The organism is Ralstonia soli, assembly GCF_023955655.1.
In the GTDB taxonomy this organism is placed as follows: Bacteria; Pseudomonadota; Gammaproteobacteria; order Burkholderiales; family Burkholderiaceae; genus Ralstonia; species Ralstonia soli.
On the sequence record NZ_JAMXHT010000002.1, the window covers coordinates 532,583 to 545,851 of the forward strand.

Sequence of the window (13,269 nt, forward strand, 5' to 3'; positions counted from 1 at the left end):
AACGGGGTCGCCGGCCGTCAATTCATTGCCATCCTCAAACGTAGCTTTGAGCATGTTGTAGTGGTCAACCCATTCCGGACACTGCGTTAAGTTTTTCTTCTGCAACGGCCGGCGCCAGTCCGTCATTGAACTGATGTGGCCGTATCCAGTTGTACCGGTGCATCAGGTAATAGCTGATGTCCCGGTGTGCTTCATGCGCCGTCATGTAACCGACTGACGGCAACCACTCGGTCTTCAGGCTGCGGAACAGCCTCTCCATCGGGGAGTTGTCCCAGCAGTTGCCACGGCGGCTCATGCTCTGTTGTATCCGGTAGCGCCACAGGCGTTGCCGGAACTTCCGGCTTGCATACTGGCCACCTTGGTCCGAGTGGAACAGCAGCCCCTGCGGTCTGCCACGCTGCTCATAGGCCATGTCCAGTGCTTGCACGACCAAATCGGCGTCGGGACGTGTCGAGAATGCCCAGCCGACGAGCCGGCGCGTAAACAGATCAAGCACTGCCGCTAGGTAATGTCAGCGGCCTTGAGCCCAGACGTAGGTGATGTCACCACACCAGACCTGATTCGGCGCATCGACCGCAAACTGACGATTGAGCCGGTTCGGGATGTCGATCCGCTCCACGGTGGCCTGCTTGTAGGCGTGGCTGCCGTGCTGCTTGCAGATCAGACCCAGTTCCCCCATCAGACGACTGACCTTGAAGCGGCCAATCACCGTGCCTTGTTCACGCAGCATGCCCATGATGCTGCGGCTGCCCGCCGAGCTTCGACTCTCGACGAACAGCTCGTGCACTCGGCTGCGCAGTGCCATGCGCTCGCTGTCGACGCGCTGGGAACGCTGCCGGTGGGCATACAGGCAAGACCGCGACACGTCGAAGACCGCGCAAGCCAACTCGACCGATTCGGTTCGGCAGATCTGATCGATTACCTCGTACGTTCGATGCCTTCCGACATCAAGAGCGCGGTAGCCTTTTTTAAAATGACCTTCTCGCGCTCGAGGCGCTCAATGCGCGCCTCCAGCTCCTGGATACGCTGCTGATCTGCGGTCATGGCCTTGCCTTGCGGCGTGATGCCCTGGCGCTCCATCTGAAGCTGCTGCACCCACCGACGCAGCACCGATTCAGCGACGCCGACCGAGCGACTCGCCTCGATATGGCTGTAGCCCTGGTCGAGAACCAGGCTGGCAGCCTGCTGCTTGAATTCGGGGGAAAACGAACGACGTTGCTTGGCCATCTGACACCTCTCCACAGCGAGCATTCTCGCCTAAGTGAGTGTCCGGATTCATTAGACCACTACACGCCAAGCCCGGCCGCAAGCCGCAGGAAGTCGTCGCGGCCCATGTACGATCACCGTCAATCGATCTGTTTTTGCCAGAGCGCAAAGAGTCCCCCAAACACCGCCACCGAAATCACAACATAGAACCCATCCAGCGTACTCAGGAAACTCGCTTGCTGCGCAACCATGCGGCTGATCTCCACAAGCGCCAGGCTCCTTGCTTCGTTTGACGCATGGCCGAGATTTTCGAAGGTGCTGGTCAGTGTGTCGATCGCGTTTTGATACACCGGATTGAACGGGTTCACAGACTCGGCCAAGCGCGTTTGATGCAACGCGACCCGATGCCGATCGAGGATGATCATGGTCGCCGTCGCGGATGAGTACGTGAGTTGCTTGACGATGTTCTTGAAACGGTAGCCGTGATTGAACTCTTCGAGCGAGAAGATCTGGAAGGTGAGGTTAGCTACTGGCAACGCGATGAACAGCAGCAGCATGCCACGCAACACGAGCGGCGGCACAAGCGACGACATGCTGACATCGGGAGGCATGTGCGCCAGCCAGCTCCCGATGAGAATGGCCAGCAGAAAACCCGGGACGATCATCCACTTCTTGTGGGTGACGCGCGCGGAATAGCGAAAGTAGATGAAGGCCATGGCCACCGAGGCCAGCGACGTGAGGCCGACCAGCCGACCTGCGTTCTCGACCGGGTACCCGAGCCCGCCTTCGAGGAAACGCGAAATGAGATAGCCAAGTGCGTTGCTCAAGAAATAGAACGCCACGTACAACAGGATGCCGACCTGGAAGGTTGTTTCGCGCAACGCATGCAGACGCACGAGCGGTTTCGGATGGTGCCATTGATGCCATGCAAACCAGCCAAGTGATACCAAACCGGCCAGCGTCAGGAATACGAGGGCGGGCGAGGTGCTGAACAGCGTAAAGCGCAGCTGCTGCATGACGATCTGAAGCGTGCCCTGGGCAAAGGCAAAGACGATGTAGGGCCATACATGTGCTTCGCCACGCTCCTCGGGATGCATGTGTCCGATGTGCGGTACGGCGAGGGATGAAAACAAGGCAAGCGTGCCCCCTGCCAATGCCGAACTGGCGAAGAGCGCGCGCCAGTCGAAGTACGCGATGAGGTAACCGCCAACCAACGGGGCAAGGGCGCTCGCCAGCAGGATCATGGTCAGGAAGAGGCGTGTTGCGCCGGCGCGCTTCTGCGGTGTGAAGCTGATCTGCAGAAGAATTCGGCAGGCGCTCATCATTGGGCCAATGAAATAGCCTTGGGCGCCACGTGCGAGCGCCAATTCAATCGATGATTCGCTGAGCGCAGCCGCCACCGAGCAGATGGAAAAGAGCAGGAGGCATCCACTGATGTAACGTCGATACCCAAGTCGCTCCACCAACCATTGCTGCTGGAGAATGCCGAGCACCGACGCTACGGCATAGGAACTCGACGACCAGACGAGTTCGTCCGGTGACGCATTCAGACCGCCCGCCATATGGCTGATGAAGAATGAAAAGGCGGTGTTGTCGAAGTAGTCAAGGCCCGTAGCGAGCGCGATGGCCCAGGGGAAGATGCTTTCGCTCAGGCGCCTTACAGTGAACAGGGCGGGAGCCGGTGATGACGTGCTCATGCGGGGTGCTCGTCAAGAGCTAAGAGCGCCACGATGGCCAAACAGGTGCCTCGCGGCGTTGTAACGAGAACTGCAACTGCGAGCGATGAGTCATTAAGACGATTCATGTCTATGAACTTCCATCCGTCGAGAAATGCCCTCATGTGAGTCAACTGGTGGTGCCCGCATTCTTGTGTGACCTTTACGTTAATAGTAGGGAGGCACAACGTGAAATGCGATTCGCTTTTTTCGATGTTGCTGTTCACTCGCTACGAATGCCGCGTGTTGGCTACAAGCCAGCAGTCCCTCCAGGCGGCCGTGGCACGGAGAACCCACGTGACGCAGCCGCAGCCGCGAATCGTCTTGTTTCCTGACGGACGAGAGTTGTGCCGGATCGATTCGATAAACGCGAATCTGTGGATCGAAATAGTTCAATCGCTTTAATCTGGGCCACGCCATAAGCTGGGAATCAGCCCCTGTGGATCGGCGATTTCGCCGGTTCGGCGGGTGGGTATCCGGTCGGTGGACGTTGACTCGCTATCAGCCGGAAGACGGACAAGAGCGGGTCACTCTCCGGAGGACATTGCCAGATGAATGCCAACCGAACTTCCTTGGGGGCGCTGATCGAGAAATGGCTCGGCGCCGGGGCGTCGACACCCAAGCGCATCATCCGGTTACGTGATTCCGGACGACACAACGTGTGCGTGGAAGTCAAAGTCGCCCGAATGGCGGGTGAAGCCTCGCTGTTCTTCTTCCGCCATGAAGATGGTTCGTGGCAGGTGTTTCCACCGAGCCAAGTTGCTTGCCGCTAGCCTTGACGAAACGCAATGGCTTTGCGTTCGGACCGTACATAAGCAAGAGGAGATGGCCTTGCCATGAAGAACGTGCCGCAACCGCTTGATCAGCGTGCCTTGCGCAATGCGCTGGGCACCTTTGTAACCGGGGTGACGGTGGTGACAACGCGCGATAGAACTGGCACGCCGCACGGTGTGACCGCCAACTCGTTCAGCTCGATCTCTCTCGATCCGCCACTGATTCTGTGGAGCCAGGCGCTGACGTCGCGCAGCTATCCGGCATTCCGCGAGAGCGACCATTTTGTGATCAACATTCTGGCGGACGATCAGGTTGGCCTCGCCGATCACTTCGCCCGAAAGAGCGAAGACAAGTTCCATGCCATCGACTACGAAGACGGCCTATTCGGAGCACCCGTGCTTCCCGGTGCTGCAGCATGGCTGGAGTGCCGGAAGGTTGCCATGCACCCAGGCGGTGATCACACTATCTATCTGGGCCGAGTCGAGCGATTTGCGAATGTATGCCGCCGGCCGCTGGTATTCGGGGAGGGCCGATACCTGATGACGGCTCCCCACCCAATGGCGGCTTGAAATCGGTTGCCAACAAGGCGGGCGTCCGAGCGTTACGGTACGTCGAATATCTCGTCACGCATAGCGTAAACCGCGTCGGCACGCGAGCGTATCGACCATTGATGGTCCGGATTTGGTCGCGGTCCATCGGCCGGCTTGCTGTCGACCGCCTCGAACACCGTCACGCGCTTCGCGATGCGCCATACGCCATTGCGGCGCTCGACACGGTCCACATAGCGGCCGCGTACCGCTACGTCCCGTCCATGCGTGCCGGCGCCAGTGCTGCTGCTCAGCATGGCGTTCTCGCTGCCGGCTTGCGGCCCGAGGCGCAGGTAAGCGCAGAAGTAGGTCTCCACCAGTGCCGTGTCGTTGTTCCCGAACTCGACCAGGCAATTCCCCAGGAAATGCATGGATTCGTCGACGGCTTCGTGTCGGCGGCTCACCCATTCGATGAAACCGTCGATGGGGCCAACATAGCCGCCGTGGTCGTCGGTGGCGTCTGGGTGATAGATCTCGCGGAGTGCCGTCCACTGGCGCCGATCAACGTGGCGCGCGTAACGCGCCATCAGATCTTGAATGGCGAGCTGATCGGCAAGGCGTTGGAGGTTGGCGGAATCGTCGGTCATGTTGGTCCTTCCACGATGCGTGCACGGTCATGGCTGTTCGGCACGGCTCTCGCCACGCCCGGTTGCCGTTGATGCTGGGGAGGACGCTGCATAGCGTCAACCCGGGGAAGGTAAGATTTCCGTACTGTGGAAATACCTTGCCAGGATCGCGCCAAAGCACTTTCAGCAGGCGCTTAGGAGGTCGACGGCTTTTTTCCGAAGTACGGAAACGCGATGGGGTGCCCATTGCTGTGCCACAAGTCCGGGTCTTTTAATGGTTTTAAGAACAAAGCCATTCAGGAGACAAAACGACATGGCCATTGACGCTGAAACCCGGTCATTCATGGCCAAGCTGGCGGCGGCTGCCAGCAAGCCGCGCCACCTGATGACGCCGGTGGAAGCGCGCGAGGCGTTCTCCCGGCTGACAACCATTCTTGCCCCAGGACCCGAGGTGCATGAAGCGCGCGACCTTAGCATTCCGGTTACGGGTGGGGCGCTGACGGGCCGCCTTTATCTGCCGCACGAAACGCCGTCTGCGCTTCTTGTCTACTACCACGGTGGCGGTTGGGTTGTGGGCAGCGTGAGCGAGTTTGATCCGCTATGCAGGGAACTGACTGTCGGCGCGTCGATGGCGGTGGTGCTGGTCGAGTATCGCAAAGCGCCTGAACACCCGTTCCCCGGGCCGGTTCAAGACGCCTGGGAAGCCATGCAATGGCTGGCAGCACAACGCGATGCGCTGCTTGGCGCCGAATTGCCGTTGCTGGTGGGTGGAGACAGTGCCGGTGCCAACCTGGCCATCGCTACAACGCTGCGTGCCCGGCTCGAGTCGGGGCCCGCGCTCGCCGGACAGTTGCTGGTGTATCCGGTGACCGACTGCCGCTTTGACCGGCCGTCGTACGTCGACCGCGATAACCAGCTTCTGACAAACCTCGACACGATGCGGTGGTACTGGTCGCTGTACGCACCGGATGAGGCTTCACGACGTTCCAGTTTCGCGTCGCCATGCCGGGAGCCCGACCTGTCGGGGTTACCGGAAGCCATCGTGTTGACCGCCGAGCATGACGTGCTGCGTGACGAGGGCGAAGAGTATGTCGCCCGATTGCAGCAAGCTGGTGTGCCGGTGCATCACCTCCGTGCCCAGGGACAGATGCACGGTTTCCTCATGTTGCTCGGCATTCTGCCGGGCAGCCACTCCGCGTTGCGCTTTGTGTGCGAGCGGCTTCGCGCCATCGCAGGCGCGGCGCGGGCCTGACGCGTTTCGCTCCGTTTCCTTCCTATTTTCAACAAAGGCAGTCCTCATGACCCAAGATTCGAGAGTTCTCGACGCCGTGATTGTCGGAGCCGGCTTTGCCGGGTTGTATGCCATCAAGCGCCTGCGTGACGCGGGCTTTTCTATCCAGGCGTTCGAAGCGGGTGACGGTGTTGGCGGCACCTGGTACTGGAACCGCTATCCCGGCGCCCGTGTCGACCTGGAGTGCTGGGACTACTCCTACTCGTTCTCGCCCGAACTGCAAGACGACTGGGATTGGCCGGAGCGCTACCCGACGTCGGCTGAGCTGATGCGCTATCTGAACCACGTGGCCGATCGCTTTCAGCTGCGTGAGTCGATCCAGTTCAACACCAAGGTGGTGTCAGCGGCTTTTGATGAACAGGCGAACCTGTGGAAAGTCACGACGTCGGACGGCAAGACGGTCAAGGCCCGCTTCTTTGTTCCCGCAACGGGGGTGCTGTCGGTCCCGAAGCCGCCGGAAATCCCGGGTATCGAATCGTTCAAGGGCGAGAGTTACCACACCGGGCGTTGGCCGCACCACGAGGTTGATTTCAGCAACAAGCGTGTTGGCGTCATCGGTACCGGGTCGTCTGGCATCCAGGTGATCCAGGCACTGGCCGGAAAGTGCAAACACCTGACGGTGTTCCAGCGCACGGCTGTGTTCGTTGTGCCGGCGAAGAACCATCCGTTGACCCCGGAAATGCGTGCGCGGGTGCGTGCCACCTACGGTGAGCGTCGCGCCATCAGCCGGCTGACCCGCTTCGGCATCGCTGTACCCATGGCCTATGAGTCGGCCCTGGACGCCACCCCGCAAGAGCGCCAAAGGAAGTATGAGAACGCCTGGGAGAACAGCCAGCTGCTGGGCTTCCGTATGTGCTACGGCGACATTCTCTCGAACGAGGCCGCCAACGAGACCGTGGCCGACTTCATTCGCGGCAAGATTCAAGAGATTGTCAAAAAGCCCGAGGTGGCTGAAAAGCTGCTGCCCCGCGGATTCCCCTTCGGTACCAAGCGCCCCTGCCTGGGCGACACCTACTACAGCATCTACAACCGCGACGATGTGACGTTGGTCGACCTGCGTGCCACGCCGATCGAACGTGTTGTTGCAGAGGGTGTGGTGACGAGTGATGGCCTGCAGGAGCTGGACGTCCTGATCTACGCCACGGGCTACGACGCGCTGACTGGCGCGCTGACACAGATTGATGTGCGGGGCATCAACGGTCGGAAGCTGACCGAAAAGTGGGCCGATGGCGCCAAGACGTATCTCGGCCTGATGACGGCGGGTTTCCCCAACCTCTTCACCGTCACGGGCCCTGGCAGCCCAGGTCCGCTGGCCAACATGTCGATGAGCATCGAGCAACACGTCGACTGGATTACCCGATGCATGGAATACCTGCGTGAACACACATTCGATCGGATCGATGCGGATGGGAACGCCGAGGCATCGTGGATGCAGCACGTGCAGGAGATCGTCGCGCGCACGCTGTACTTGAAGGCCAACTCCTGGTACCTGGGCGCCAACGTGCCCGGCAAGCCGCAGGTATTCCTGCCTTACCTGGGTGGCCACGGCACCTACCGCAAGAAGTGCGACGACGTGGCGGCGTCGGGTTACGAGGGCTTTGTGCTGACGCGCAATGCAGCCAACGAATCTGCCCACACTTTCGCCCCGCCAGTGATGCCATCGACCGCTGGAGGTGCAGCATGAGTGAAGTCAAAGGACGCCTTGCGGGCAAGGTCGCGTACATCACGGGCGCTGGCGCGGGCATTGGCCGCGCCGCCGCGGAGCTGTTTGCCCGAGAGGGCGCAACAGTCATCGTCGCCGAGTTCAATGAAGCGGCCGGCCGTGCCACCGCAGATACCATCGTCGCGGCAGGGGGCAAGGCGCATTTCATCCGCACTGATGTCACCAGCGAGGAGAGCGTTCGCAGTTCAGTCGCGTCGGCAGTCGAAGTCGCCGGCCGCATTGACGTGCTTTACAACAACGCCGGCGGTTCCAGCGCTGCGGACGCTTGCGTGACGGATTGCCCGGCCGAGGAGTTCTGGCGGGCGGTGAAGCTCGACTTGTTCGGGACATGGGTGACCTGCAAATACGGCATCACGGCCATGCTGAAAACCGGGGGCGGCTCGGTGATCAACAGCAGTTCGGTCTTTGCCGTGGTTGGCACGCGTAGCAAGGACGCCTACACCGCAGCGAAGGGAGGCGTGTCAGCCATCACGCGCTCGATGGCGGTGGAGTACGCGCCTTATGGCATTCGCGTCAATGCGCTTGCGCCTGCCGTGACCGTCACAGAGCGCGTGCAAGGACTGATCAACGCGCAGCCGGAGGTCATCAGCAAAACGAGCGAGCGACAAATGCTGGGGCTCGTCAAGCCGGTCGAGGTGGCCTACGCCGCGCTGTACCTGGCTTGTGACGAATCCCGGACCACGACCGGCCAGATCTTCCCGATCGACGGCGGGTTCTCGATTTCCTGAGCGATAAAAAGAAAGACCAACCCGTACTGGAGGAGACACCATGAAGACATTCCTGCTAGCCGCCGCCCTGGCGGTGATTGGCATTGCAGCCCATGCGCAGGCGCCTCAGCCCATCAAGATTGCGGCGCCCGTTGACCTCAGCGGCGCAGCGGCCGACGTTGGCGCCGACGCGCTGGCCGGCGCCCAGTTTGCCGTGGAGCAGATCAACAAGCGCGGCGGCGTGCTGGGGCGCCCGGTTGCGCTTGAGTACCGGGACAGCGCCAGTAATCCACAAAAGGGCATCAGTCAGGCGACGGGCTTGCTGCAGGAGGGCGCGGCAATGCTGCTGGCGCCGCAGTCCTCGGCAAGCGCGTTGGCCGTGAGCAAGGCCGTGGCGGCGAAGATGAAAGTGCCGACCTGTGTGGGGGTCTCCATCGCCGATGACTTGACGATGAAGGACTTCAATCCCTACGTCTACTCGGTCACCCCTACGTCGTACATGGAGGGCCGCGCCCAGGCCGCGCGCTTTGCCAAGCTGCCCTACAAGCGCTACGCGCTGCTGAGTGCCGACTATTCGGGCGCACGTGCCGGAGTGAACCGCTTCAAGGAGTTCCTGAAAGCGCTCAATCCGCAGGTCGAGTTTGTCGTGGAGGAATATCCCAAGTTTGGCGCCACGGACTACACCGCATCGATCAACAAGATCCTGGCGGCCAAGCCGGACTATGTTTTCTCGATCCTGTTTGGCACGGATTTGCTCACGTTCTCGCGCCAGGCGAGCGCGCTGGGATTCTTCCAGCAGATCAACAACCGGTTCATCTCGCTCTATGACTTCAACACCCTGAAGGCGATGGGCAGTGGCGCACCGGTCGGTACGGAGGGCTGGGAACGCGCACCGGCGAATCAGTTCAGCGGACACGGGAGTGCGGATGCAAAGGCGTTCGTCGATGCCTATAAGGCCAAGTCGGGCGCCTATCCCTCTGACTGGACCATCATGACGTACGACTGTGTGACGACCTGGGCGCAGGCGGCGAATATAGCCAAGTCGATCGAGCCCGCAGCCGTCATGCAGGCCATCGAGACGGGTGAGTTCAGTTCGCCGCGCGGCAAATATCGCTTCGCCAAGTACGACCATCAGGCGGACGTGCCCGTCTATTTCGGCAAGGTGCAGCAGGACAAGGCGTTCGGCCAGCCGGTGCTGGCAATCGAAGAAACGATCCCGGGTACGGTGTCGAGGCCGACCGAGGCTGTCGTGCAGAAAACGCGGCGCGGCGAGTAGCGCAAGCGCGTCCCCGGCCCCCTGAGTGGGCAGGCGCCCTCAGGGTAACCCCCATAGCCTGCCGGTGTTCCAGTCGCCAGAATCGGACTAACACTGGTAAGGCTAATGTGCAGTGTCGTCCGCGCATCTGTTTGGGGCAGCAAAGCCCCGAACCGAGGCTGAGACACCGCGAGGGTTGAGGGTCGGGGAATTGTCATGTTGCAGCCGTTTGGCGTGAGACCACGGGGTCATCATCGGGAGCTCAAGACCGACAAGGGCGGTCCGCGCCCAGTCACGCCTGAAAGAGCCGAGAGCGATGTCATGGTCACCCCGCTGGCGCGCGGCTTGGCCATACTCTCGGCCTTTGACGATGAGAAGACCTGGCTGGGCAACAAGGACATCACCCTGAAAACCGGTTTGCCGATGGCAACGGTCTCGCGTTTGCTGCAATCGCTGGTGGTGCTCGGCTATCTGCGTCATGACGAGCAGCACCGTAAATACCGCCTTGCCTCGGCAGCGTTGTCGCTCGGGTATGCCGCGATCGCCGAGAGCGAAATGCTGCAGGTGGCCGGCGGCGAAATGGAGAAGCTGGCGGAAGCCAGCGATACCCACGTGATGCTCGGCACACGCGACCGCCTCGACGTGATTGTGCTCGGCAGTCGCGCCGGCAGCCGGACGCTGCTGGCGCTCGACCTGAGGCCTGGCACGCGACTAAGCATGGCGCAGTCCATTGCCGGTGCAGCCCTGATGGCGGCGCTACCTGAAGGCGAGCGCAGCTATCTGCAAGGCGTCTTCGAACGCAAGGCCGGACGGGAGTGGCCATCGCAGCGACGGCGGATCGCCGAGAAACTCGCACAGATCAGCGAACTGGGTTTCTGCATGTCGCTTGGCGAATGGGTGCCAGAAATCACCTCTGTCGCTGTGCCGGTCTGCATTCCTGAGCAGCCGCCGTGGGTGCTGGCTTGTATCGGCCGGACTTCGCGCATGACGCAGCTTCGTATCGAGTCGGAACTGGGCCCCCAGTTGGTCGCCGCATCTGAAACCTTGCAGAAGCGGTTGACGGCCAAAGAGCGAGTCTGAATCCCCTTATTCAGGAAGCAATGGTGATGCAACGCCCATCAGGAGCACCGGTGCCCAATGCCGGCGCTGTCACGATGACGCTGGAGCGCGGACTGATGGTGCTTCGCGCATTCCGTAACGAGCGTATCCCGCTGACCAATGGCGAATTGGCGTTGCGCACGGGCTTGTCCCGGGCGACTGTGTCGAGATTGACGACGACGTTGATCCGTACCGGTTTTGTGCGCCGCGTTGCGGGTGGGCCCGAGTTCGAGCTTGCTCCAGGCGGGTACGGAATCGGACACGCTTATCTGCAGACGAATCCGATTACGCGGCTTGCGCATCCCCTGATGCAGCAATTGGCTGATCGGCTGAATGTCTCCGTTGCGCTCGCGGTGCCGGAGCATCTCGACATGCTTTATATCGGGCATCGGTCTAGCGTGCGGATTGCGACGCTGCGGCTGGGCGTCGGTTCGCTCGTGCCGATGGGGAGGACGGCCATCGGGCGGGCTTGGCTATCTGGTCTACGCGAAGAGGAGCGTCGCGATTACGTGGTTGCGATCCTTCAGGCCGCTGGCCCACAGGCCGATGTGCTGAAGCGGCGCATTGAAGCGGCCTTAGATGAGCTGCGTGACATTGGGGCCTGCGTGGCCATCGGTGAATACCAGCAGAATGCCTATGGCATCGCGCTACCGATCCGCGTTGGGCAGGCGGGTGTCCTGATGGCGCTGAGCTGCGGCGCGATTGAGGTGGCTGCCGATGCGGACACGCTGCGGCACCGCATCGTGCCGGCACTCAAAGACGCTGCCGCTGAGCTGACAGTCTTGCTGCGGGACATTGACGCCGAGCCCTGACTCTCGGCGCCGACGTGCGCGCGGCGCTTCGACGCGGACAATGTCACGCAAGCGGTTGGTCCAGCACGATGGTTTTTGATTCAACGAAGGCGTTCAGCCCTTCGACACCGCCCTCGCGGCCCATACCGGATTGCTTGAATCCACCAAAGCCGATCGAGAAGTCGGTGCGTGATGCATTGTGGCCGACGCTACCGGTGCGCAGTTGCCGCGCTACGTTCAGCGCACGCTGGGTGTCTGGCGTGAACACCACAGCATTCAGCCCGAAGATGGAGTCGTTGGCAAGTTCGATGGCATGCGCTTCGCTGTCCGCGGCGATCACGGACAGTACCGGACCGAATATCTCTTCCTGCGCAATCGTCGAGCGGTTATCGACGTTGCCGAACACTGTCGGCTCGAAATAGAACCCACGTGACAAGTGAAGCGGGCGTGCCCCACCGGCAGCGAGCGTTGCGCCTTCGGCAATGCCTTTGGCGACATACTGCTCGACCGTGTCGCGCTGGCGCGCCGTGGCAAGCGGACCGACCGTCGTATCGTCGTCGAACGGATCGCCGAGCACCATCTTGCGCGCTGCCTCGCTCAACGCTTCGACCATCGCGTTGTGCTTCGCACGCGGAACAATGATGCGCGTCAGGCTGTGACAGACCTGACCGGTGAGGTAGCTGAAGTACGAACTGCCGAGCGTTTGAGCCGCCGCGCCGATATCGTAATCATCTAGAACGAGTGCAGCCGATTTGCCACCCAGCTCCAGCGTGACGCGGGCGATCCGTCCTGCCGCCGCCGCGCTGATACTGCGGCCGGCAGCGGTCGAGCCGGTAAATGTGATTTTGTCCACGTTCGGATTGCGGACCAGCATTTCGGAAACGTCGCGGTCCGCCGTTACGACGTTGACGACACCAGGCGGCAGCCCGACCTCGTCACAGATCTGCGCGAACAAATAGGCGGAAGTCGGCGCTTCCGGCGATGGCTTGACGACGACCGTGCAGCCCGCGAGCAGCGCGGGGGCGACTTTGTAAGCGAGCAGCGCTGCAGGGCCGTTCCACGGCACGATTGCGAGCACGACGCCCACTGGTTCCTTGACCGAGTAGGCCTGGTGCCCAGTGACCGAACGGTGCGATTCGACGAAAGGATAGGTGGCAGCCATCCCCGCATACTGGCGAAATGCTGCGCCAAGAAACTGGCCGATGCGCGGCTTGGCAATCCGCTGGAGGATGCCTGATTCGATGCTCCACCCCCGCGCGAACTCGTCGTTTGCGCTCTCCACGCGCTGCGCGATCTTTTCCAGGTACACAGCGCGCTCGCCGGGTGTCATGCGAGGCCAGGGTCCGTGGTCGAACGCCCGGCGTGCGGCGTCGACCGCGCGTGTGGCGGTAGCGGCGTCGGCTCGTGCAACGCGGGCTGCGACGCGCTCGGTGCTGCAGTCGAGTACCTCAAACGTTTCAGTGGAAGACGCAGGCGTCCATTTGCCGTCAATGTAGAAACAGTCCGGGTGATTCAGCGGGATGGTCCGATCGGTTGTGTGCATGGTAGGCATTCCG

11 protein-coding genes and 1 pseudogene are annotated in these 13,269 nt (G+C 61.5%); 8 read left to right on the forward strand and 4 right to left on the reverse strand.

Annotation, left to right across the window (positions count from 1 at the left end):
* Window positions 1-64 precede the first annotated feature (64 nt).
* Both NG900_RS06225 and NG900_RS06230 read right to left on the reverse strand, forming a co-directional pair.
* A pseudogene (locus NG900_RS06225) lies at window positions 65-1,227 on the reverse strand (IS3 family transposase).
* Window positions 1,228-1,346: 119 nt separating this feature from the next.
* Complete coding sequence (locus NG900_RS06230) at window positions 1,347-2,903, reverse strand: MFS transporter (protein ID WP_252678023.1); 1,557 nt, start codon at window positions 2,901-2,903, stop codon at window positions 1,347-1,349.
* 569 nt (window positions 2,904-3,472) lie between these two features.
* Between NG900_RS06230 and NG900_RS06235 the strand changes: the two genes are divergently transcribed.
* Together NG900_RS06235 and NG900_RS06240 are read left to right on the forward strand one after the other, a co-directional pair.
* Complete coding sequence (locus NG900_RS06235; RefSeq protein ID WP_252678025.1) at window positions 3,473-3,694, forward strand: hypothetical protein; 222 nt, start codon at window positions 3,473-3,475, stop codon at window positions 3,692-3,694.
* 63 nt (window positions 3,695-3,757) lie between these two features.
* Window positions 3,758-4,264: a flavin reductase family protein gene (locus NG900_RS06240; RefSeq protein WP_252678034.1), complete on the forward strand. Its 507-nt coding sequence runs from the start codon at window positions 3,758-3,760 to the stop codon at window positions 4,262-4,264.
* A gap of 32 nt (window positions 4,265-4,296) precedes the next feature.
* On the opposite strand, the gene NG900_RS06245 is transcribed toward NG900_RS06240, so the two are convergent.
* The gene (locus NG900_RS06245) at window positions 4,297-4,869 is read right to left on the reverse strand and encodes a nuclear transport factor 2 family protein (RefSeq protein WP_252678036.1); all 573 of its coding nucleotides are present in this window, start codon (window positions 4,867-4,869) and stop codon (window positions 4,297-4,299) included.
* Window positions 4,870-5,161: 292 nt separating this feature from the next.
* Between NG900_RS06245 and NG900_RS06250 the strand changes: the two genes are divergently transcribed.
* The 6 genes from NG900_RS06250 to NG900_RS06275 all read left to right on the forward strand — a co-directional run bounded on the left by NG900_RS06250 (window position 5,162) and on the right by NG900_RS06275 (window position 11,734).
* Window positions 5,162-6,100: an alpha/beta hydrolase gene (locus tag NG900_RS06250; protein ID WP_252678038.1), complete on the forward strand. Its 939-nt coding sequence runs from the start codon at window positions 5,162-5,164 to the stop codon at window positions 6,098-6,100.
* Window positions 6,101-6,146: 46 nt separating this feature from the next.
* A complete protein-coding gene (locus NG900_RS06255) occupies window positions 6,147-7,823 on the forward strand; it encodes a flavin-containing monooxygenase (protein ID WP_252678040.1) in 1,677 nt (558 codons plus the stop codon).
* Complete coding sequence (locus tag NG900_RS06260; protein ID WP_252678042.1) at window positions 7,820-8,590, forward strand: SDR family NAD(P)-dependent oxidoreductase; 771 nt, start codon at window positions 7,820-7,822, stop codon at window positions 8,588-8,590. The genes NG900_RS06255 and NG900_RS06260 overlap by 4 nt, the downstream gene beginning before the upstream one ends.
* Before the next feature lie 40 nt (window positions 8,591-8,630).
* The gene (locus tag NG900_RS06265; protein ID WP_252678044.1) at window positions 8,631-9,845 is read left to right on the forward strand and encodes an ABC transporter substrate-binding protein; all 1,215 of its coding nucleotides are present in this window, start codon (window positions 8,631-8,633) and stop codon (window positions 9,843-9,845) included.
* A 300-nt stretch (window positions 9,846-10,145) separates the two neighbouring features.
* The gene (locus NG900_RS06270) at window positions 10,146-10,904 is read left to right on the forward strand and encodes an IclR family transcriptional regulator (protein WP_252678046.1); all 759 of its coding nucleotides are present in this window, start codon (window positions 10,146-10,148) and stop codon (window positions 10,902-10,904) included.
* Window positions 10,905-10,954: 50 nt separating this feature from the next.
* On the forward strand, window positions 10,955-11,734 hold the full coding sequence (locus NG900_RS06275; RefSeq protein ID WP_252678048.1) for an IclR family transcriptional regulator: 780 nt from the start codon (window positions 10,955-10,957) through the stop codon (window positions 11,732-11,734).
* Window positions 11,735-11,777: 43 nt separating this feature from the next.
* On the opposite strand, the gene NG900_RS06280 is transcribed toward NG900_RS06275, so the two are convergent.
* Entirely contained in the window at window positions 11,778-13,256 is a 1,479-nt protein-coding gene (locus NG900_RS06280) for an aldehyde dehydrogenase (RefSeq protein ID WP_252678050.1), read from the reverse strand.
* Window positions 13,257-13,269 lie beyond the last annotated feature (13 nt).

Excerpts from the sequence above, each read along its gene's own strand:
- NG900_RS06230 (WP_252678023.1), bottom strand. The coding sequence starts at position 2,903 with ATGAGCACGTCATCACCGGCTCCCGCCCTGTTCACTGTAAGGCGCCTG.
- NG900_RS06235 (WP_252678025.1), top strand. The coding sequence starts at position 3,473 with ATGAATGCCAACCGAACTTCCTTGGGGGCGCTGATCGAGAAATGGCTC.
- NG900_RS06240 (WP_252678034.1), top strand. The coding sequence starts at position 3,758 with ATGAAGAACGTGCCGCAACCGCTTGATCAGCGTGCCTTGCGCAATGCG.
- NG900_RS06245 (WP_252678036.1), bottom strand. The coding sequence starts at position 4,869 with ATGACCGACGATTCCGCCAACCTCCAACGCCTTGCCGATCAGCTCGCC.
- NG900_RS06250 (WP_252678038.1), top strand. The coding sequence starts at position 5,162 with ATGGCCATTGACGCTGAAACCCGGTCATTCATGGCCAAGCTGGCGGCG.
- NG900_RS06255 (WP_252678040.1), top strand. The coding sequence starts at position 6,147 with ATGACCCAAGATTCGAGAGTTCTCGACGCCGTGATTGTCGGAGCCGGC.
- NG900_RS06260 (WP_252678042.1), top strand. The coding sequence starts at position 7,820 with ATGAGTGAAGTCAAAGGACGCCTTGCGGGCAAGGTCGCGTACATCACG.
- NG900_RS06265 (WP_252678044.1), top strand. The coding sequence starts at position 8,631 with ATGAAGACATTCCTGCTAGCCGCCGCCCTGGCGGTGATTGGCATTGCA.
- NG900_RS06270 (WP_252678046.1), top strand. The coding sequence starts at position 10,146 with ATGGTCACCCCGCTGGCGCGCGGCTTGGCCATACTCTCGGCCTTTGAC.
- NG900_RS06280 (WP_252678050.1), bottom strand. The coding sequence starts at position 13,256 with ATGCACACAACCGATCGGACCATCCCGCTGAATCACCCGGACTGTTTC.